The sequence below is a fragment of the Sphingomonas sp. NFX23 genome (assembly GCF_049887795.1).
Taxonomy (GTDB): Bacteria; Pseudomonadota; Alphaproteobacteria; order Sphingomonadales; family Sphingomonadaceae; genus Sphingomonas.
Window position 1 is genome coordinate 105,806 of the sequence record NZ_JAGEKH010000010.1, and the last position, 19,696, is coordinate 125,501.

The following is a 19,696-nucleotide window of genomic DNA, read 5'->3' on the forward strand; positions in this document are numbered from 1 at the left end:
TGGCCGTTTCCTCTTACGCCAGTTTCGCCAGCAGCGCCTGCGCCGCCTTTGCCGACGAGGCGGGGTTCTGGCCGGTGATCAGCAAGCCGTCCTCGACCACGTACACGCCCCAGTCGGCGGTCTTGGAATAATTGCCGCCCTTCTGTTGCAGCATGTCCTCCACCAGGAACGGCACGACCTCGCTGAGCCCGACCGCGGCCTCCTCGCTGTTGGTGAAGCCGGTGACGGTCTTGCCCTTTACCAGCGGCGCGCCATCGGCGGCCTTCACGTCGCGCAGCACGCCGGGTGCGTGGCAGACGAGAGCGACGGGCTTGCCTGCGCCGATCGCGGTTTCGATCAACGCGATCGATGCCGGATCGTTGGCGAGATCCCAGAGCGGTCCATGCCCACCGGGATAGAACACCGCGTCATAATCGGCGATCCGCATCTCAGCGAGCTTGCGCGTATCGGCGAGTGCGGCGGTCGCCTCAGCGTCCGCCTCGAACCGGCGTGTCGCGTCGGTCTGTGCGTCGGGCTTGGCACTGCTCGGATCGAGCGGCGGCTGGCCACCGGCGGGCGACGCGAGCGTGATGTCCGCACCCGCATCCTTGAACACGTAATAGGGCGCAGCGAGTTCCTCGAGCCAGAAGCCGGTCTTGCGGCCGGTAGCGCCGAGATCGGCATGCGAGGTGAGGACGACGAGAATTTTCAACTTTGGTCTCCGGATCGGGGTTTATGGGGAGAGAACGACCCGGCACTAGGATCGGCGCCTTACGCTTGTGAAACGAATTGCGCCCGAACGTGGGACGATCGCCCTGGGCAGGGCCGGTCGGCAATCATACGACGCCATGCCCCTCCTTGTTCTCCCGCGAAGGCGGGAGCCCAGTCTGGATCCCCGCCTTCGCGGGGAAACAAGTCTTTCCCAAACGCTGTATTGATCTCCCGCTAGATCCGTCGCTCCCGCACGATGCGGCATCCGATGGCCGCGTCCGGGTAGATGTCGGTCTTCATCGTCTCGATCTCGACCCGCCGCACCCGTTCGTCACCCAGGCACAGCGCAGCAATCGCCTCGCACAGCGTCTCCTGAAGCGCGAACGGGCGCTCCGCTACCATCGCAAGGATCCCTGCGCGGACGAAGTCGTAATCGAGCACTTCCTCGATCGCATCCTCGCCGAGCGGGCCTGGATACACGACCGTCATCTCGACCGAGACGACCACGCGTTGTGGCGCGAGCTCGTGCGGGTGGATGCCGAGGCGCATCATCACCTCGAGCCCGTCCAGGATCGTCGTGAATTCAGCCATTCCGCCCCCCAGGGTCCCGATCGAACATCACGTCACCGTCTCGCGTCAGAAACCGTTGTCCGCAATCGACGAACACATTCTGCCCCGTCACGCCTTTTGCGATCAGCAGCCACGCGACCGCATCCGCCACCGCCTCGGCGCCGACCGGTCGCTCGAGCAAATTGTCGCTTGCCACGGCCGCGAACTCTTCTTCAGTCTGGTCTCCGCTCGGTAAGGTCAGCCCTGGCGACACCGCGTTGACCGAGATGCGCGGGCCGAGCGCCTGTGCCAGCATCATCGTAGCCCCCTCCAGCGCGATCTTGCCGCAACTGTACGAGAAGAAGTCCGGGTTGAGGTTCGCGACCTTCTGGTCGAGCACATTGACCACCGCGCCGTCCGCGACGTCGTCCTGCGATGCTAGCGCGGACGCCAGCAGCACCGGCGCGCCGCAATTGATCGCGCCAAGCTCGGCGAACAGTACCGGATCGACGGCCGGCGGTCGGTCGAATTCGAACTTCGACGCGCAGTTCACCAGCCCGTCGATCGGCCCGCCAATCGCCGAGCGTGCCGCCGCGAACAGGTCACCGATCGTGCCCAGATCGCTCAGGTCACCCGCTATCGAAGCAGCACGCCCTCCCCCGTCGACGATCTCCGCCACCAGCGCGGCCGCCTCGTCGGGGGAATGTCCCTGGTGCACGACCATCGCGTGTCCGTCCGCCGCCAGCCGCCGGACGATCGCCGCACCCAGCCGCTTCGCCCCGCCCGTCACCAGGACGGTTCGCATCAAACGCCGCGCCCCATCAATGCCAGCACTTCCTTGCGGCTGCGCTCGTCGTCGCGGAACACGCCCATCATCCGGCTCGTGACCATCGTCACCCCCGGCGTGCGGACACCGCGCGCGGTCATGCACGCATGGCTCGCCTCGATCACCACCGCGACGCCCTGAGGTTTCAGATTGTCCCAGATGCAGTCGGCCACCTCCGCGGTCAGCCGCTCCTGCACCTGCAACCGCCGCGCGAAGCCGTGCAGCACGCGCGCGAGCTTCGAGATGCCGACGACATGATTGCGCGGCAGGTAGGCGATGTGCGCCTTGCCGATGATCGGCGCCATGTGATGCTCGCAATGCGACTGGAACGGAATGTCCTTGAGCAGGACGATCTCGTCATAGCCGCCGACTTCCTCGAACACGCGTTCGAGATGTTTCGCCGGATCGTCGCCATAGCCCGCGCAATATTCCTTCCACGCACGTGCAACACGGCGCGGTGTATCGAGCAGCCCCTCGCGGGTCGGATCGTCGCCCGCCCAGCGGATCAGCGTACGGATCGCCGACGCTACGTCTTCGGGCACAATCACCTTGCCGTCGGAACCGAGCACATCGTCTTCAACCGGCCGCCTCTCGGACCCGTTCAGTTCATCCCGCATCGCAACACCCTTTGTCAGCATACCCAACCATCGGAACATGGGTCCTCTTTTGCAACTGTTTCATTTCAGCAACGCGCCGTAAATCCCCGTATTCCGGGGCTCAAAATGCGTTGACGCTAGATCGTTTTCGTCGTTACTTCGCCATACCTGAAAAACTAAATCGTGAATCGGCACAGACCGGCACGATCGGGGAGAGGACTGACATGGCCAAGTTCGAATTGCTCGCCGCCTCGGCGATGATACTCCTGTCGATTGCGCCGGCAATGGCCCAGACGGCCACCACATCGGCTGAAAACGCCGGCCCCACCAATGGCCCCGGGCAGGAAGCGCCGTCGACGCCCAGCACATCGACGCAGACCGCCGCCGCCGATACCGCCGCCAGCGCCTATGCGTCGCAGGATATCGTGGTTACCGCGCAACGCCAATCGCAACGTTTGCAGGATGTTCCGATTGCAGTGAGCGCTTTTACCGCGGATACGATCTCGAAGCAGCAGATCGTCAACCCGAGTGCGCTCCAGCAGACGCTGCCCAACGTCACCTTCACCAAGACCAATTTCACCACGTCGAGCTTCACGATCCGCGGGATCGGCGATCTGTGCGTCGGCGCGACCTGCGACCAGGCGACCGCGATCCACGTCAACGACATGCCGCTGGTCACCACGCGACTGTTCGAAAGCGAGTTCTTCGATCTAGAGCGGATCGAGGTCCTGCGCGGCCCGCAGGGTACGCTGTTCGGCCGTAACGCGACCTCGGGCGTGGTCAACTTCATCACCGCCAAGCCCGACCTGTCGGGCATCCACGCGGCCGCCGAGGCCGAATACGGCAACTATGACTCGAAGCGTGCGCGGGCGATGATCAACCTGCCCTTCACCGATACGCTCGGCATCCGCGTCGCGGGCACGTATCTCAACCGCGACGGCTATACCAAGAACACCTATGACAATTCGAAGATCGACGGGCGCGACCTGTATTCGATCCGCGGCACGTTGTCGTGGGAGCCGACCAGCGATACCCGCGTCGACCTGATCGGCTATTATTTCCGCGAGAAGGACAATCGCAGCCGTATCCAGAAGCAGCTATGCCACCGCGATCCGACCGGCATCCTGGGCTGCCTTCCCGACCGGCTCGCCAACGAGACGCCGAACGGCAACTCGACGCTGGCCGCGACGCTCGCCTCGACGCAGTATTTCGGGATCGCCGGCACGCAGCTTGGGCACCCGGAGATTGCCGCGATCGGCCTGCAGAACCTGTATGCGACCGACACCTATGCCGGGGTCGTCAATCCCGGCGACGTCCGCACCGTCCGGATCGACTCCAACCCGACCTATTTCGCCGAGGAAGAGCAGTACACCGCCAAGATCTTCCATGATTTCGGTCCGGTCTCGTTCAACTTTACCGGCGGGTTCTCGCGCAATACGGTCGACAGCACGACCGACTTCAACCTTGCGGTCGAGAATCCCCTCGCGGCCAATGTCGGCCTGAACACGCTGAACGCGATCGGCCGCCCCGGCGTGGTGATCCCGCTTCCCGGCGGTGCGCTGGTCAATACCGGCTATCTCAATGGCGTCCGTTCCGTGCTGATCCCCAATGGCCCCGCCGGCGGCGCGTGCCAGTCGGGTGCCGATCCGAACAATGTCGGCGTGTTCGGCGGCAACGGCATCGGCTGTTACGCGCAGAGCCTCGACGTCGATCGCTCGCGCCAGGTGAACCGGCAATATTCGGCCGAGGCGCATATCGACAGTTCGTTCGACGGCATGTTCAACTTCCTGCTCGGCGGCATCTATGTCGACTCGCGCAGCCAGAACACCGACTATTTCGTCAACGCGTTCGGGCTGGATTACGCATCGGGCGTGCTCGGCGCAGCCAGCTCGGCGGCGATCCCGGGCGTCAACGGCAACGCGTTCCTCGCCACCCCGTTCTACCGCAACGACGGCGACGATTTCCGCCTGAAATCCTACGGCATCTTCGGCGAGACCTATTTCGAGTTCAACGACAAGCTGAAGCTGACGCTGGGCCTGCGCTACAACCACGACGAGAAGGACGTGAAGGCGCGCAACATCACGCTGAACGTGCTGACCCCGATCGGCGCGTCGAACATGACGCAGGGGCTGAACTACACCACTACCGACTTCGACTCCACGCGCGCCGGGGTGCAGGAATATGCGCTCGACAAGGTCAGCTTCTCGCGGCTCACCGGCCGCGCGGTGATCGACTACAAGATCTCGCCGGACAATCTGATCTACGCGTCCTATTCGCGCGGCTACAAGTCTGGCGGCATCAATCCGCCCTTGCCCGCGACCTTCTCGGTGCCGACGACGTTCACGCCCGAGAAGATCGACTCTTTCGAGATCGGCTCGAAGAATACCTTCGGTAACGGCGCGTTGCGGCTCAACGTCACGGGGTTCTACTACAAGTACAAGCAGTTGCAGCTGAGCCGGATCGTCGCGCGGACCGCGGTCAACGACAATGTCGACGCCAATGTCTACGGCGTCGAGGCGGAGGCGATCCTCAGCCCGATCCCGGCGTTCGTCGTCAATATGAACGCGAGCTACCTTCACAGCGAGGTGTCGGCGGACAAGTTCCTGGTCAATCCGCGCGATCCGTCGGGCGGCCGCTCCGACGCGGTGATCATCAAGGACCTGCAGAGCGCCGCCAACTGTGCGGTCGTGCCGACCACCGCGGGCAATATCGTCGGGGTGAACACCTATGTCGGCGCGGTGAACTCAGGTCTCGGCCTGCGCGCACCCGTGGCGATCCCGACGACCAACACCACCGGCGCGTACAGCCTGTGTTCGGTGCTGGCTTCCACTGCGGCCAATCCTCCAGCGACGCTGCGCGCGCTGTTCGGCGTGCCGACCGGTGCCCTGCCGTACAGCGTCATCGACGGCGTCGGCGTCAACATCCGCGGCGGCAAGCTGCCCCAGGCACCGACCTACAAATTCTCGGCCGGCGCGCAGTACACGATCGGGTTCGGCAACGGAATGTCGATCGTGCCGCGCGTGGACCTCAACTACACCGGCGGCTTTACCGCATCGATCTTCAACCAGCTGGTCGACCGCGTGCAGGGCTATGAGGTGATCAATGCGCAGGTGCAGCTGAATGGCGCGGAAGACCGCTGGTTCCTGCGCGGCTTCGTGCAGAATTTGACGAACAATGACTCGATCACAGGTCAGGCGGTCGGCGACCAGTCGTCGGGGCTGTTCACGAATATCTTCACGATCGACCCGCGGCGGTATGGGATTGCGGCTGGGTTCAAGTTCTGAGGGACGGCGCAAACGATCCTCCCCCGCCAGGGGGAGGTGGCGCCGAAGGTGACGGAGGGGGCGGACACGGAGCAGAGTTCGGCGCGTGCCTCCCCCTCCATCTGGCAAGAGCCAGCCACCTCCCCCTTGCGGGGGAGGATTTCAAACCCTCCCCCGCCTCGCAATGGCGGGGACACTAACCGGTCTCCCGGCGGCGTGACAGAACCGGAGCAAGGTGCCTGCCGTACGGCACAGACTTAAGCTTTCGAAGGGCTAGCCACCGATTTGCTCCCCTGCCTGGAAGGGAGGGGTTGGGGGTGGGTCGGCCCGGAATGGCCGCGGTGGTTGCCAAGCAGCCGACCCACCCCCGGCCCCTCCCTTTCAGGGAGGGGGAAGATAGCAGATGCCCCTCCTCACCGGAGAGGAGAGACGATTATTTCAGGCGCTCGGCGTGCCACGCCACATGATCCGCCATGAAGGTCGAAATGAAGTTGTAGCTGTGGTCATACCCAGGCTGCATCCGTAGCGTCAGGTCGATCCCCGCCGCCTTGCACGTGTCTGCCAGCAACTCCGGCTTCAGCTGCTCGACCAGGAAACCGTCTGCATCGCCCTGATCGACCAGGATGTCCTTCACCCGCGCGCCATCCTCGATCAGCGCGCACGCGTCGTACGCCCGCCACGTCGTTCGATCCGGTCCGAGATATCCGCCGAGCGCCTTCTCGCCCCAGGCGCACTGCAACGGCGCGACGATCGGGGCGAACGCAGACACGCTCCGGAAGCGATCTGGATTGCGCAGCGCGATCGTCAGCGCGCCATGGCCGCCCATCGAGTGGCCGAAGATCCCCTGCCGCGCCATGTCCGCCATGGGAAACTCCGCCGCGATCAGCGCTGGCAGTTCGTCCTCGACATAGGACCGCATGCGAAAACTCTTCGCCCAAGGCTGTTCGGTCGCATCGACGTAGAAGCCTGCGCCCTTGCCGAAGTCGTACGCCTCGTCATCCGGCACGTCGTCGCCACGGGGCGAGGTATCCGGTGCGACCAGGATCACGCCAAGTTCTGAACACGCGCGGCGATACTCGCCCTTGTCCATGACGTTGGCGTGCGTGCAGGTCAGGCCCGACAGGAACCACAGCACCGGCAACCGCGCGCCCTCGTCATGCGGCGGCACGTAGACCGCGAAGGTCATGTCGGTGCCGGTCGCGGTCGAGGCGTGGCGGTACACGCCCTGCGTGCCACCGTACGCCTTGCTGGTGGAGACGGTCTCCATCACGCGACCCGGTGCGTAGCGCAGAGCTTGTTGCCCGACGGATCGCGCAGATAGGCGAGATACAGCGTGCGGCCGGCGGTACCCTGACGGATACCGGGAGGGCTCTCGCACGCGGTCCCGCCATTCGCGATCCCCGCGGCATGCCACGCATCCGCAGCCTCGGGCGACGCGGCGACGAAGCCCATCGTGCTGCCGTTGCCGTGGCTCGCCGGCTGCCCGTCGATCGGCTTGGTCAGCAGGAAACGGCCGCCAGCGTGTGCGTAGACCACCCGCCCCCATTCATCGACGACGCCCTCGGGAACGCCGAGCGCGCCCAACGCCGCGTCGTAGAACGCCTTCGAGGCCGCGATATCGTCGGCGCCGAGCATGATGTGACTGAACATGGTCCCGCCCCTCAGTAGATCACGACGGAGCGGATGCTCTCGCCGGCGTGCATAAGGTCGAAGCCCTTGTTGATCTCGTCGAGCGTCAGGCGGTGCGTGATCATCGGGTCGATCTCGATCATGCCGTTCATGTACCAGTCGACGATCTTCGGCGTATCGGTCCGGCCGCGCGCGCCGCCGAACGCGGTGCCGCGCCAGTTGCGCCCGGTGACGAGCTGGAACGGCCGCGTCGAGATCTCCTTGCCCGCCTCGGCTACGCCGATCACGATCGAGGTCCCCCAACCGCGATGGCACGCCTCGAGCGCCTGCCGCATCACCGTTGTGTTGCCGGTCGCGTCGAACGTATAGTCCGCGCCGCCATCGGTCAGCGCGACGATGTGCTGGACGATGTCGCCGACATCCTTCGGGTTGGCGAAGTGGGTCATGCCGAAGCGCCGGCCCCACTCCTCGCGGTCCGGGTTGATGTCGACGCCGACGATCATCCCCGCGCCGGCAAGTCGCGCGCCCTGGATAACGTTGAGCCCGATCCCGCCGAGCCCGAACACGACGACCGTGTCGCCCGGCTGGACCTTGGCCGTGTGAACGACCGCGCCGACGCCCGTCGTCACGCCGCAGCCGACGTAGCACGAGGTATCGAACGGCGCGTCCTCGCGGATCTTCGCGACCGCGATCTCCGGCAGGACCGTGAAGTTCGAGAAGGTCGAGCAGCCCATGTAGTGGAAGATCGGCTGGCCCTTGTAGCTGAACCGCGTCGTCCCGTCCGGCATCAACCCCTTGCCCTGCGTGGCGCGGATCGCGGTGCACAGGTTCGTCTTCTGGCTGAGGCACGACTTACACTGGCGACACTCGGGGGTGTAGAGCGGGATGACGTGATCGCCGACCGCGACGCTGGTCACGCCCGCGCCGATCTCGCGGACGATGCCGGCGCCTTCATGGCCCAGTACGCTCGGAAACAACCCTTCCGAATCAAGCCCGTCGAGCGTGTAGGCGTCGGTATGGCAGATGCCCGTCGCCATGATTTCGACGAGGACCTCGCCGAATTTCGGCCCTTCGAGGTCGAGTTCGACGATCTCGAGTGGTTTTTTTGCCTCGAAGGCTACAGCGGCGCGGGTCTTCATGAGTGGGTCTCCTTGATTGCCGCCCTGATGCCCCCCGTGCCCTGCGTCTGCAACCCATACGCGATGCAACCAATGCCGCGTTGCCGCGCTTGATCCTTTCAAATCAAGGAGATGGCGCGATGAAGGATCCGAAGAAGGGCGACGAGGTCACCTGGAAATCGCACGGCGGCGAAGCGCACGGCACGGTCGAGAAGAAGCAGACCAGCGATACGAAGATCAAGGGGCACACCGTCAAGGCGTCCAAGGAGGAGCCGCAGTTCATCGTAAGGAGTGACAAGGGCGGCAAGGCAGCGCACAAGGCGGACGCGCTCACCAAGGCGTGACCACGCGCGCAGTGCCCAACGCACGCGCGCAACAGGAAGGAATGCTTATGGCTACAGCTCCCAAGACCGGCGGCATCCACGCCCCCGTCCAGCCCTCTCCCGAGCTCGGCGAGATCGTCGGCAACGACAAGCTGCCGCGCAGCGAAGTGATCAGCAAGGTGTGGGTCTACATCAAGGCCCACAACCTCCAGAACCCCGAGAACAAGCGGGAGATTCTGGCTGACGAGAAGCTGAAGAAGGTCTTTGGGCGTGACAAGTGCACGATGTTCGAGATGAACAAGTACATCTCGCAGCACGTCAAGGCCTAACCGCCCGCACTGCACGACAAGCGGCGACGGGGCATCGTAAGCGATACCCGTCGCCCCTTGATCGAACCCCGCCTAGGGTTCGCAACATCGAGATTGTCGTCGTGGCTCGCACGTTACCGCGCACGACCGGACGCTAGCCCCGCGCTTGATCGTCCCACCCGACCGGCGTATTGCGCCCGCCAATGCCCCCGTAGCTCAGCCGGATAGAGCGACGGTTTCCTAAACCGTAGGCCGCGTGTTCAAATCTCGCCGGGGGCACCAGCTTTTCCGCCACATGCCGCTGCCGTTTTGGGTGGCATCCGGACGCCGGACGGCCGGCACTTCTATCCGCAGCAGCGTTTGGATTTCTTTCCCGAACCGCATGGGCATGGATCGTTTCGGCCGATCTTCGTCGGCGTGGCGACCGCCAGTGTGGCTGATGATGCACCCGCGTTCTGGGAATGCGCTGCACGGAGTTTCAAGACGGCGGCAACGATCTGCGCGGGGGCGTGCGCGTCGAGGGCGTTGACCTCGACGCTGTCGAGCTCGGTCTCGTTGGTGACAACTGCGATCAGGGACATGATCTGCGCCACCGCTTCGGCGGTATCGGTATCGGTGCCGTTGCCCAACGCCGTCCAGCTTTCTGGCCTGAGTGCCACCGCTTCGGCGAAACCATCGATCCAGGCTTCCCAGAGGACATCGCCATTGCGGTCGTCGGTGTCGAAGATCGGCTGAGGCTTGCCGCGGGTCAGGTCGCGAACGATCTCGGCGTAGCGTGCCATCACCGCATCGACGAACCACTGGACGTCGGCAGGATCGTCGAACGGCGGGTCGACGCTGTCGTCCGAGCCCCAGATGCTTTGGAGCCACTCGCTCTGCGGGATCGTGTCGGGGCCGACTGCCAAAGCCGTCAGGAAGCCGTCGAGTTCGGTGAGCAGCATCGGCTCCTCGAGTGGAAGATCGGCGAGCGCGCCGTCGAGGCGACGGAAACGGGAGGGAAGGTTTTTCATGGGTTCGGGTCGGCTGCCTTGGAGAATGCAGTGCGTGATAGCTGCCGATGATGGGTGCTGCCAGCGACGAGTGGTGCAAAGCCCTGCGCCAACCGGAATGGACGGGGCGCGTGACACTTGCCTCGTGCGGGCGATCCTTCCATTGCATTCGAGTCGCCCACCGGACCGGGAAATTTGTACGTGATAAGAACGCTTTGCCGTTTCGCCGTTCTGGCCTCGATCGCGACGATGGCTCCGGCGCAAACAGCCCCCTCCCCCATAGCGATCCAATCTCCGGCCAACGTTTACGGGCCACTGTTTCGGGCCGTGCAGCAAGGCCATGTGTTCGCGGACGGGAAGACATTCGTCGACGCGGTGCCGAAGCGGTCGGCGGAGGCGATCATGGCCGACTATGTGCGGACCAAACCCGCCGGCCCCGCCCTAAAGGCGTTCGTGCTCGCCAATTTCGTGGTGCCGGGGGAGAATGATCGCGGCTCGGGCGATCTGAGGACGCATGTCCGGTCGCTGTGGCCGCAACTCGTGCGCCAGCCGGTCGCACCGGTCGCTGGCAGTTCCGCGCTGCCGCTCCCTGCCCCCTATGTCGTGCCGGGCGGGCGCTTCCGCGAGATCTATTACTGGGACAGCTATTTCACGATGCTCGGGCTGAAGGTCGATGGCCAGCAGCCGCTGGTGGAGTCGATGCTCGAGGATTTCACCAGCCTGATCGAGCGGTATGGGCATATCCCGAACGGGACGCGGACCTATTATCTCAGCCGGTCGCAGCCGCCTTATTATGCGCTGATGCTCGATCTTTCGACCAACACCGATTTCGCGATCGCCAAGCGGCGGCTGGCGGCGTTGCGGGCCGAGCACGCGTTCTGGATGAAGGGCACGGGCTGCATCGACGGCAAGCCCGCGTGCCTGCGCGTGGTGCGGATGCCCGACGGGAGCATGCTGAACCGCTATTACGACGACCGCGATACGCCGCGTGACGAATCCTATGCCGAGGACGTCGCGACCGCGGCGAAGGCAGCACCCCGCCCCGCGGCCGACACGCAGCGCAATCTGCGTGCGGGGGCGGAGAGCGGGTGGGATTTTAGTTCACGCTGGCTGCGTGATCCGCGGTCGCTCGCGACGGTCCACACCACCGACATCGTGCCGGTCGATCTCAACAGTCTCTTATGGGCGATAGAGCGTCGCATCGCGGAAGGCTGTCGTGTGGCCGACGACGCACCCTGCGCGGCTGCGTTCACGACGTTGGCGGCCAAGCGTAAGACGGCAATCGACCGCTATCTCTGGCAGGCGACGACCGCCCGTTATGCCGATTGGGATCTGTCGACGCGCAAGCCCACCGCGAGCATCAATGCGGCGATGCTGCACCCGCTGTTCGTCGGTCTCGCCTCGCAAGCGCAGGCAAAGGCCATTGCCGCGACGGTGCGTAGATCACTGGTGGCCGAGGGCGGCTTGCGGACGACGACGCTAAACACGGGGCAGCAATGGGACGAACCCAATGGCTGGGCGCCTTTGCAATGGGTGGCGATCGCCGGGCTGGCGCGGAATGGCGAACCGGCGCTCGCGAAGGACATCGCCAAGCGCTGGGTCGGGACGGTCGGCGCAGCCTATGCCGAAACGGGCAAGATGCTAGAGAAATACAATATCGAGCAGCGTACGCCGGGTGGTGGCGGCGAATATCCGGTGCAGGACGGCTTCGGCTGGACCAACGGCGTCACCAGCGCGATCCTCGATCGGTATCCCGACCTGGCGCAGAAGGCGAAGTAGGGCGCGAACCCAAGCGAACGTTCCGGCGGCAATGGTTGCTTACGGCACCCGGCGCCACATATGGACGTGCAATGCTCGACCCAGCGCCCGCCAGCCAGACCGACGTCGCCGATATGCTCACACCGGATTTCGTCGTCATCGACGTCGAGACGGCATGCTCGCGAGTCAGCAGCATCTGCCAGGTCGGCATCGTCGGATTCCGCGACGGCCGCGAGATCTTCGAATACGAGACGCTGGTCGATCCGCGCGACGAGTTCAATGTGTTCAATACCCGGATCCACGGGATCACCGAGGATCACGTCATGGGCAAACCGTGCTTTGGCGACATCCACGGCATCGTCGACGGTCATTTGTCGGGCCGGACGACGGTGGCGCATTCCTATTTCGACAAGGGCGCGCTCGCCGCGGCGTGCCGCATCCATGACCGTCCCCCGATCGAGACGGTCTGGCTCGACAGCGTCCGCGTTGCGCAGCGTGCCTGGCCCGATCTGGCGAGCCACCGGCTGGGCGGCCTCGCGCAATATCTCGGGATCGCGCACAAGCATCACGACGCGCTGAGTGACGCGCGCGCCGCCGGCTGGGTGATCGTCAAGGCGATAGACCATACCGGCATCGCGCTCGACGAATGGCTGAAACCGCCGCGCAAGCCGGGGCCCGCCCCGCGCCCCGCTCCCACCGGACCGCTCAGCGGCGAACGTATCGCGATTCTCGGTGAACCTCGCGATGGCCGGCTTGCGTGCGCGATTGCCGCGCTTGGCGGACGGATCGTGTCGGCGGTTGGCAACACGACGACGATGCTGGTCATCACCGGGCGCGCGCCGTTCAGTTATTCGGTGCGCAACAGCGGCGCGTATCGCCGGGCGGAGCAGTATCGACGGCTTGGCGGAACGATCCGTGTGGTCTCTGAGGTCGAGCTCGATCTGCCGGCTATCGCGACCAGCTTTACGGAAGCCGAGCAGGCGCGTGCAGTCGGCAATGTGAAGGAATAGCGACCGTCCGTCTTGGCAAACGCCAGGTGGGGTGCGACCATCGTCCCAAAGCGATAGCGGAGGGCGATATGCGGTTGGCGACTTGGGGGATGGCGGTCGGCTTGCTGGCCGCACCGGCGACGGCGCAACGCGTGCAGGTCGCGAGCGGCGCGCTTGAAGGCACGCACGTTTCGACCGCCGCGACGCCGGTCGATGCGTATCTCGGCATCCCCTATGCGACGGCACCGATCGGCCCGCTGCGGTGGCAGCCACCGCGGCCGGCTGCGCAATGGACCGGTGTGCGCAAGGCAGACCGCTTCGGTGCGCGCTGCATGCAGCAACCGCTGTTCGCGGACATGAAGTTCCGCTCGCCGGGTATCAGCGAGGACTGCCTGACGCTCAACGTCTGGACGCCGGCGGGCGCGAAACCGGGCGCGCGGCTGCCCGTGCTGTTCTACATCCACGGTGGCGGCGCGATCGCGGGTGACGGGTCGGAACTGCGCTATGACGGCGCGGCGATGGCGCAGAAGGGCATCGTCGTCGTGACGATCAACTACCGGCTCGGCGCGTTCGGGTTCCTCGCGACCAGCGCGCTGGCGGCGGAATCGCCGACACATTCCGCGGGGAATTACGGCCTGCTCGATCAGGCTGCGGCGCTGGCCTGGGTCCGGCGCAACGCCGCCGCGTTCGGGGGCGACCCGGCCCGGATCACGATCGGCGGGGAGAGCGCGGGTTCTATGTCGGTAAGCGTGCTGATGACCTCGCCACTCACCCGGACGCAGTTCGCCGGGGCGATCGGTGAGAGCGGCGGCGTGCTGCCGCCGACCTTCCGCCCCAAGCCTCTCGCAGTGGCGACGAAGGATGGCGATGCGTTCGCGGTGGCGGCGGGGGCGCCATCGCTCGACGCACTTCGGGCGATGCCGGCCGAGGCTTTGCTTGCTGCGCAGGGGACGCAGCGGTTCCGCGCAGACTTCATCGTCGACGGGCAGTTTCTGACGGAGCCGCCGATCGACACCTACGCGGCGGGGCGCGCGGCGCGCGTGCCGTTGCTGGTCGGAGCGAACTCGCAGGAGGGAAGTTGGACCAGCATCCTCGCCGGGCAACCGCCGACGGTGGCGAATTATCGCGCGGGCGTCGCAAAGCTCTTTACCGATCCAGAAGCGCTGCTCGCCTTGTACCCGGCGAAGTCGGATGCCGACGTGCCCGTTGCGGCGACCGCGCTGGCAAGCGATGCGTTTCTTGGCGCCTCGACGTGGCAGTGGTTCGACCTGCATCGCCGAACGCGGCAGCCGACCTATTATTATCATTTCGCGCATCCCCGCCCGGCTGCGCTGCCGCCGCTGACCAATCCCGACGTGCCGCCGATCGGGGCGGTGCACAGCGCGGAGATCGAATACGCGCTGGGCAACCTCGACACGAACCCGGCCTATGCGTGGACGGCGGACGATCGCCGCATCTCGACGGTGTTCCAGGGGTATTTCGCCGCGTTCATCAAGACCGGCAACCCGAACGCGGCCGGGCTGCCGAACTGGTCGCCTGCACCGCCCGCGGGGGGCGTCATTCCGCGCCAGATCGTCGACGTACAGACGCGTTCGGAACCGTTCGTCGAGCAGGCACGGTATGTCGCGGCGACACCGTTGCTCGAACGGCGGGTGCCCTGAAGCTATATCTGGCCAACGAAGACCACACCGGGCACCGAGAGCGTCTGTCCGGTTGCAATTAGTCGGCCATCGGGTTCGATCCGGAATATCTCCAGTGTGCCGGACCGCTCGTTGCCGACGAGGACACGGCGCTGTGCTTCGAGGACCAGAAGGAAGCGCGGCCACTTGCCGCCGCTGGGGATATGCTGGAGCAGGCTCGGCACGCCTGACGCGTCGAGCGCGAAGACGGCGACGCTGTCATGGCCACGGTTCGAGACGTAGAGCCGCCGCCCGGCCTGGTCGATCGCGATATGCGCGGCCTGCGACGCGCCCTCGTACCCGCTCGGCAGCGTCGAGACCGTGTGGCGGGTCGCGAAACTGCCGTCTGCGCGGGCGCCCAGCATGATGACCGCGTTGGACAGCTCGCATACGACGTAGGCGAGTGGACGGCGTGGATGGTGGACGAGATGGCGCGGCCCCGCGCCCGGCGGCGCTCGCCATGCCGCGATCGGTTCGGCCAGTGCGCGCGCATGCGGGTCGAAGCGATAGGCGAAGATCGTGTCCGTCCCCAGGTCGACCGAATGCAGCCATCGGCGATCCGGGCTGAAGCCGACCCAGTGCGCATGCGATGCCTCTTGCCGGGCCTTGTTCGGGCCTTGTCCGGTGTGGCGGAACACGACCGGTTCACCTGGAACGCCAGTGCGCGGGTCGAGGTGGTGGAACGCCACGCTGCCGCTCGAATAATTGGCGACCGCGAGGCAGGCACTGGCGCGGTCGATCGCGACGTAACACGGGTCGGCGCCCGACGTGGCGGCCGTGCCGCGGTGCGACCAGTCGGGGGCGTAGGCAGCGATCTCGCCCGCGGCCTTCTCACGGACGAAGTAATACGCACCAGCAGGGCCGCCGCCGACGCCGAACGACGCGTCGTCGATCCCCGATACCGGCGTGCCGACCTGCCATGCGTCGCGATCCGGGTCGAACGAGATCGGATACACGCCCTTGCCGCCTTCGCGCGCGTAGGTGCCGGCGATCAACCGTACCCGCCGCTTGCCGCCGCCGGCCGCGACCGCGGGGAAGGCGAGCGTGGCCGCCATCGCGGTCAGGGCCGACCGTCGTGTCGTGGTCCAGTCGATCATGCCCGTTCCTTCGCAGCTATCGGCGCGTGTCATGCGTCAGCGGTGCCACCTAGGCAACGAACGTCGCTCAGGTTTCGACCGCGTACAGCGCGTGGTGCGTCAGGATGAACAGCGTCCGCCCATTCGTGCCGCCGAAGATCAGTTGCAGCGGGCGTTCGGGCACGTCGATCCGTCCGGTCTCGCGACCGTCGGCGTCGTGGACGAACACCTGTCCGTTCGCCAGGTAGACGCGGCCGTCCGGCCCGACTGCGACGCTTTCGCCGCCGCGGTTGGCGAACGGCTTCAGATCCGTGACGCTGCCGCCGGCGCCGACCAGCCCGCTATACGTCTTGGTTTCGGAGCCATTGCTGACGAACACGCGTTCGCCGAGCTTGGCCTTCACGAAGCCGTAGGTGTCGAGTGCGTCCGAGAAGCGCCAGCCGAGGTGGTTGGGTGGCCCCTGCTGGACGGTGCGATACGCGGGCAGGACCAGCGAGCCGTCTGGCGAGACGTATTCGCGGGGTTTGGGCAGGGCCATGTCGCGCGCGAACATCTCGCCGAGCGCCGTGAACTGGTAGGTCGTCGGATCGATCTGATCCTTGAACTCGCCATTGACCCATAAGTTGCCGGGTAGTGCTACGCGCACATCGCGGTGCGTGGCGACCGGCGTCGATGGGATCACGACGATGCTGTCCGGATCACCAGGCTTGATGCTGTAGACCGTCCCCGCCGCGCCATCGGACGACAGCACCATGAGGTTACCCGAGCGATCGACCGCGAGATTGACCGGATCGACGGGCGCATCGGCGGCGACCGTCAGCCCCTCGCTCGCCGTCCAGCCATAGATGCGGTGCGTATTATGCTCGACAAAGTAGAGCTTGCCCTTCGCATCCACCGCCGCGCCGGCGATCGAGTAGAACCCGTCTTCCAGCTTGCGAACGGCAGGACCAGTGGTCGTCGCAACCGGCGTGGCGCCGCGCTTTACGTCCAGCACCGCGAACTCGCGTTCGCGTACCTCCGCTCCGGAGGTCATATCCTGGACCGCATTCTCGTACGGGAACTTGCTTGCGCGCAGGTCGGTGCCGCAGCCCTCCGCATCGCAGAATGCCAACCCGCTCTCGCCGTTCACATGCACGTTGCGGAAGCGGATATCGTCGGAATTGTAGATCCGTACCGCCGATGGCGCCGGCTGGAGCGACCGCGTCACGCGATAGGCGTGATAGTTCGCGAACAGGATGTTGCTCGAATTGCGAACCTCGAGCGACAGCGCGTTGCGGCTCTCGCCCGCCTCTTCCTCGGTTTGCGGCGCGAGGAACTCCCAGTTCTTGACGCCGTCGAGCACGATTTCGGCGCGCGCGTGATGCTCGGCGGACATCTCGTACACATGGCCCGGCGTGCTGGTGTTCGAGACGTGGAGGCCGGCGGCGGCAAAGGTGTTGGGGGTCCACAGATTGTTGAACGTGCCGCCGCCGCCATCGGTGACCGAGAGGCTCGCATATTGCCCGTCCCAGCGCTTGCGCGGATCGGCGTCGCCGGTGTGGTCGGCATTGTACGGATCGATCCGGCTGCCATCGGCGCGGCTGGTACCATGACCGCCGTGGAAGCGGACGTCGTCGACCAGCGAGTCCGCGCCCGCCTTCCACAGCAACGCGGTCGCGCGCGAATTGATGCCGCCGGTGGTCAGGCCGATGCCGGAGACGATCGCCGCGCCACCCTTTGCGCTTTCGATCAACCCCTTGGCGGCACCGATGCCGCGGAAGGCCGGCGTGTCGTCGGCGAGCACGATCTGCGTCATGTCCGGATGCAGGCCGATCAGCACCGTTTCGGGTCGCAGCTTCAGCGTATCGGAAACGCGGTAAAAGCCGGTCGGGAAATAGACCACGCGGTGCGTGTCGATCGCGTGCTGGATCGCCGCGGTGTCGTCGGTCGCGTCGTCGCCCTTTGCGCCCGCGCTCCGGACGTCGAACCACTGCGCGACGGGCGGCAGCGAGCGGATCGCGGGCGGTATCCGCTTCGGCATTGCCGGGATCGTCGCGGCATCGACGCGCGTCTCGTACTTGCCGGTCGCGCCGAGACCCGGCAGCGTCAGGCCGTAGGTGAACGCCTTGACCCGGTATTTTGCGCCCTGCCCGGCCACGGTTTTTCCGCTGTCACGGAACCGCGCGAAGATCGGCACGGCGCTGGCAACGGCGTCCTGGAAGCCGATCTGCGTGTAGACATTGTCCTCGTTGCTGATGACGACGGCGGCGTCCGAGACGTTCTCGAACCGCACGTCGCGGCCCCATAGCCAGTCGCCATAGCCACGGTCGATCTCGATCCCGACGGGGACGTTGCGGATGCTGGTGTTGACGAGTGTCAGCCCCGCCTCGTGCTCGCGGATCGCGGCCTCGCGCTGGCCCTCGAACGACGAATCCAGCAGCGTGTACTGCCATGCGGGCGAGGTCTTCTCGCTGAGGATGCCGTAGCGTCCGCCGAAGAAGCGCAGGTCCTGCCCGACATTGCCGACCTGATAGATACCGGCGAGCCCGGAGCCGATGTGGAAGTCGACATGGCTCAGGTACGCGTGCTGCGCCAAGTGGAACCGCACCGCGGTCGCCGCGGGATTGCCGTCGCCGATCTCGAAATTGACATTGCTGAGCGCGGAATAGAACGTCCCCGAATTGGCGTCGGCGATGGTGGCGTCGAACGGTACGCTGGTCGGCGGTGGCACCGGTACCTTTAGCGGTGCGGCGCGGGTGTCGGCGCGTGAACCGGTGAAGAACAGCATGTTCGCCACGCCGGTTTGGAACCCCGGGGTTGCCGCGCCGAGCATGATGACAGGGCGCGTCTTGCCGGTTCCGAACACGCGCACGCCGGGCCAGACGAAGATCGTTCGAGAGATGCGGTAGCGGCCGGCGGGCAGGAAGACGATGCCCTCGCCGCCTTTCGCGCTCGCCGCGCTGTCGATCGCGGCCTGGATCGCGGCGGTATCGTCGGTCCGGCCGTCACCACGGCCCCGAACCGTCACCGCGCGTGGATCTGCCGGTGCGGTGAGAAATGCCGATTGAGACGGAGAGGCCGAACGGGGGGCTGCAAACGCTGGAACGGTCGTCCCCAGAAGCGCGATCGCTAGTGTCAGTTTCACAGGCTCACCCGAGATTGTTGTGGGACGCGCCGGACGATGTCCGCCAGTCTGCACCGCAGGTAGTGGCGCATGCGACCACAGGCGATCACGACCAAGGTCGTAGTAGCCGATCCCGCGCGCACGGACGATAGACGGTGACGAACCGACCGCGCGCAGCTTATGGAGAGCCAGTGCCTCCTTCCTCCGAAACGATCCCCAATCCGGCCGACGCGCTACCCTATGCCATCATCGTCATGGGCGTCAGCGGCAGCGGCAAGTCCACGCTGGGTGCCGAACTTGCGCGCCGTCTGCGCTGCGAATTCCTCGAAGGCGATGCCTTCCATAGTTCCGACAGCGTCGCGAAGATGCGGTCGGGTCAGCCGCTCGACGATCAGGATCGCTGGCCTTGGCTCGACCGGATCGCAGCCGGATTGCAATATGCGGCCCGGACGGATGGTACTGCGGTCGCGGCGTGTTCGGCGTTGAAGCGCGCCTATCGCGATCGACTGGCGGACGCCGTCGCCATGCCGTTGCTGTTCGTGTTCCTCGATACGAAGGACAGCGGCGAGCTCGCCCGGCGGCTGGTCCACCGTGCGGACCATTACATGCCGGCCAGCCTGCTCGCGAGTCAGCTCGATACCCTGGAAGAACTGGGTCCCGACGAGCGCGCCGTCACGCTCGATGCGGAGGACGCGCCCGATCGGCTCTGCGCCGAAGCGCTCGCGTGGATCGAACGCGAGATATCCGGCGCGACCAAGATACCCGAAGAGGCACGACGAAGGTCGTAATAGCCAAACCGA

The 19,696-nt window shown here is 65.7% G+C and carries 17 protein-coding genes and 1 tRNA gene; 8 read left to right on the forward strand and 10 right to left on the reverse strand.

Features of this window, described 5'->3' with window-relative positions; genetic code table 11:
* Positions 1-13 precede the first annotated feature (13 nt).
* From J4O76_RS22315 to folE, 4 genes are all read right to left on the reverse strand, one after another.
* On the reverse strand, positions 14-691 hold the full coding sequence (locus J4O76_RS22315) for a type 1 glutamine amidotransferase domain-containing protein (RefSeq protein ID WP_426284312.1): 678 nt from the start codon (positions 689-691) through the stop codon (positions 14-16).
* 233 nt (positions 692-924) lie between these two features.
* Positions 925-1,281: a dihydroneopterin aldolase gene (locus J4O76_RS22320; RefSeq protein WP_426284314.1), complete on the reverse strand. Its 357-nt coding sequence runs from the start codon at positions 1,279-1,281 to the stop codon at positions 925-927.
* Positions 1,274-2,044 (reverse strand): SDR family NAD(P)-dependent oxidoreductase, encoded by a 771-nt coding sequence (locus J4O76_RS22325; protein ID WP_426284316.1) that lies wholly within the window; start codon positions 2,042-2,044, stop codon positions 1,274-1,276. The genes J4O76_RS22320 and J4O76_RS22325 overlap by 8 nt, the downstream gene beginning before the upstream one ends.
* Entirely contained in the window at positions 2,044-2,682 is a 639-nt protein-coding gene (gene folE / locus J4O76_RS22330) for a GTP cyclohydrolase I FolE (protein WP_426284317.1), read from the reverse strand. The genes J4O76_RS22325 and folE overlap by 1 nt, the downstream gene beginning before the upstream one ends.
* A 203-nt stretch (positions 2,683-2,885) precedes the next feature.
* Between folE and J4O76_RS22335 the strand changes: the two genes are divergently transcribed.
* Complete coding sequence (locus tag J4O76_RS22335) at positions 2,886-5,945, forward strand: TonB-dependent receptor (RefSeq protein ID WP_426284318.1); 3,060 nt, start codon at positions 2,886-2,888, stop codon at positions 5,943-5,945.
* A 412-nt stretch (positions 5,946-6,357) separates the two neighbouring features.
* Here the strand turns inward: J4O76_RS22335 and fghA are convergent, their stop codons facing one another.
* From fghA to J4O76_RS22350, 3 genes are read right to left on the reverse strand one after another with little or no spacing between them, the layout of a single operon-like run.
* The gene (gene fghA / locus J4O76_RS22340; protein WP_426284320.1) at positions 6,358-7,191 is read right to left on the reverse strand and encodes an S-formylglutathione hydrolase; all 834 of its coding nucleotides are present in this window, start codon (positions 7,189-7,191) and stop codon (positions 6,358-6,360) included.
* Entirely contained in the window at positions 7,191-7,574 is a 384-nt protein-coding gene (locus J4O76_RS22345) for a VOC family protein (protein WP_426284321.1), read from the reverse strand. Before J4O76_RS22345 ends, fghA begins: the two co-directional genes overlap by 1 nt.
* 11 nt (positions 7,575-7,585) lie before the next feature.
* A complete protein-coding gene (locus J4O76_RS22350; protein WP_107954987.1) occupies positions 7,586-8,692 on the reverse strand; it encodes an S-(hydroxymethyl)glutathione dehydrogenase/class III alcohol dehydrogenase in 1,107 nt (368 codons plus the stop codon).
* Positions 8,693-8,811: 119 nt separating this feature from the next.
* Between J4O76_RS22350 and J4O76_RS22355 the strand changes: the two genes are divergently transcribed.
* From J4O76_RS22355 to J4O76_RS22365, 3 genes are all read left to right on the forward strand, one after another.
* Complete coding sequence (locus J4O76_RS22355) at positions 8,812-9,015, forward strand: DUF2945 domain-containing protein (protein WP_056048079.1); 204 nt, start codon at positions 8,812-8,814, stop codon at positions 9,013-9,015.
* A gap of 47 nt (positions 9,016-9,062) precedes the next feature.
* On the forward strand, positions 9,063-9,323 hold the full coding sequence (locus tag J4O76_RS22360; RefSeq protein WP_031394799.1) for an SWIB/MDM2 domain-containing protein: 261 nt from the start codon (positions 9,063-9,065) through the stop codon (positions 9,321-9,323).
* A gap of 184 nt (positions 9,324-9,507) precedes the next feature.
* Positions 9,508-9,584: transfer RNA gene (locus J4O76_RS22365), tRNA-Arg, on the forward strand.
* Positions 9,585-9,646: 62 nt separating this feature from the next.
* On the opposite strand, the gene J4O76_RS22370 is transcribed toward J4O76_RS22365, so the two are convergent.
* Positions 9,647-10,312 carry a UPF0149 family protein gene (locus J4O76_RS22370; RefSeq protein WP_426284322.1) on the reverse strand — a complete coding sequence of 222 codons (666 nt, stop codon included), beginning with the start codon at positions 10,310-10,312 and terminating at the stop codon, positions 9,647-9,649.
* 228 nt (positions 10,313-10,540) lie between these two features.
* Between J4O76_RS22370 and treF the strand changes: the two genes are divergently transcribed.
* The 3 genes from treF (at position 10,541) to J4O76_RS22385 (ending at position 14,699) form a co-directional block, all read left to right on the forward strand.
* Complete coding sequence (treF, locus tag J4O76_RS22375) at positions 10,541-12,070, forward strand: alpha,alpha-trehalase TreF (protein ID WP_426284349.1); 1,530 nt, start codon at positions 10,541-10,543, stop codon at positions 12,068-12,070.
* 71 nt (positions 12,071-12,141) lie between these two features.
* Positions 12,142-13,059 (forward strand): exonuclease domain-containing protein, encoded by a 918-nt coding sequence (locus tag J4O76_RS22380; protein WP_426284323.1) that lies wholly within the window; start codon positions 12,142-12,144, stop codon positions 13,057-13,059.
* A 68-nt stretch (positions 13,060-13,127) separates the two neighbouring features.
* The gene (locus J4O76_RS22385; RefSeq protein WP_426284324.1) at positions 13,128-14,699 is read left to right on the forward strand and encodes a carboxylesterase/lipase family protein; all 1,572 of its coding nucleotides are present in this window, start codon (positions 13,128-13,130) and stop codon (positions 14,697-14,699) included.
* 2 nt (positions 14,700-14,701) lie between these two features.
* On the opposite strand, the gene J4O76_RS22390 is transcribed toward J4O76_RS22385, so the two are convergent.
* Positions 14,702-15,814 (reverse strand): lactonase family protein, encoded by a 1,113-nt coding sequence (locus J4O76_RS22390; protein ID WP_426284325.1) that lies wholly within the window; start codon positions 15,812-15,814, stop codon positions 14,702-14,704.
* Positions 15,815-15,881: 67 nt separating this feature from the next.
* On the reverse strand, positions 15,882-18,917 hold the full coding sequence (locus tag J4O76_RS22395; RefSeq protein WP_426284326.1) for a glycosyl hydrolase family 28-related protein: 3,036 nt from the start codon (positions 18,915-18,917) through the stop codon (positions 15,882-15,884).
* A gap of 170 nt (positions 18,918-19,087) precedes the next feature.
* On the opposite strand from J4O76_RS22395, the gene J4O76_RS22400 reads away from it, so the two are divergent.
* Positions 19,088-19,684, forward strand: a complete 597-nt coding sequence (locus J4O76_RS22400; protein WP_426284328.1) for a gluconokinase — start codon at positions 19,088-19,090, stop codon at positions 19,682-19,684.
* Positions 19,685-19,696 lie beyond the last annotated feature (12 nt).

Excerpts from the sequence above, each read along its gene's own strand:
- J4O76_RS22320 (WP_426284314.1), bottom strand. The coding sequence starts at position 1,281 with ATGGCTGAATTCACGACGATCCTGGACGGGCTCGAGGTGATGATGCGC.
- J4O76_RS22325 (WP_426284316.1), bottom strand. The coding sequence starts at position 2,044 with ATGCGAACCGTCCTGGTGACGGGCGGGGCGAAGCGGCTGGGTGCGGCG.
- folE (WP_426284317.1), bottom strand. The coding sequence starts at position 2,682 with ATGCGGGATGAACTGAACGGGTCCGAGAGGCGGCCGGTTGAAGACGAT.
- J4O76_RS22335 (WP_426284318.1), top strand. The coding sequence starts at position 2,886 with ATGGCCAAGTTCGAATTGCTCGCCGCCTCGGCGATGATACTCCTGTCG.
- fghA (WP_426284320.1), bottom strand. The coding sequence starts at position 7,191 with ATGGAGACCGTCTCCACCAGCAAGGCGTACGGTGGCACGCAGGGCGTG.
- J4O76_RS22345 (WP_426284321.1), bottom strand. The coding sequence starts at position 7,574 with ATGTTCAGTCACATCATGCTCGGCGCCGACGATATCGCGGCCTCGAAG.
- J4O76_RS22350 (WP_107954987.1), bottom strand. The coding sequence starts at position 8,692 with ATGAAGACCCGCGCCGCTGTAGCCTTCGAGGCAAAAAAACCACTCGAG.
- J4O76_RS22355 (WP_056048079.1), top strand. The coding sequence starts at position 8,812 with ATGAAGGATCCGAAGAAGGGCGACGAGGTCACCTGGAAATCGCACGGC.
- J4O76_RS22360 (WP_031394799.1), top strand. The coding sequence starts at position 9,063 with ATGGCTACAGCTCCCAAGACCGGCGGCATCCACGCCCCCGTCCAGCCC.
- J4O76_RS22370 (WP_426284322.1), bottom strand. The coding sequence starts at position 10,312 with ATGAAAAACCTTCCCTCCCGTTTCCGTCGCCTCGACGGCGCGCTCGCC.
- treF (WP_426284349.1), top strand. The coding sequence starts at position 10,541 with ATGGCTCCGGCGCAAACAGCCCCCTCCCCCATAGCGATCCAATCTCCG.
- J4O76_RS22380 (WP_426284323.1), top strand. The coding sequence starts at position 12,142 with ATGCTCGACCCAGCGCCCGCCAGCCAGACCGACGTCGCCGATATGCTC.
- J4O76_RS22385 (WP_426284324.1), top strand. The coding sequence starts at position 13,128 with ATGCGGTTGGCGACTTGGGGGATGGCGGTCGGCTTGCTGGCCGCACCG.
- J4O76_RS22390 (WP_426284325.1), bottom strand. The coding sequence starts at position 15,814 with ATGATCGACTGGACCACGACACGACGGTCGGCCCTGACCGCGATGGCG.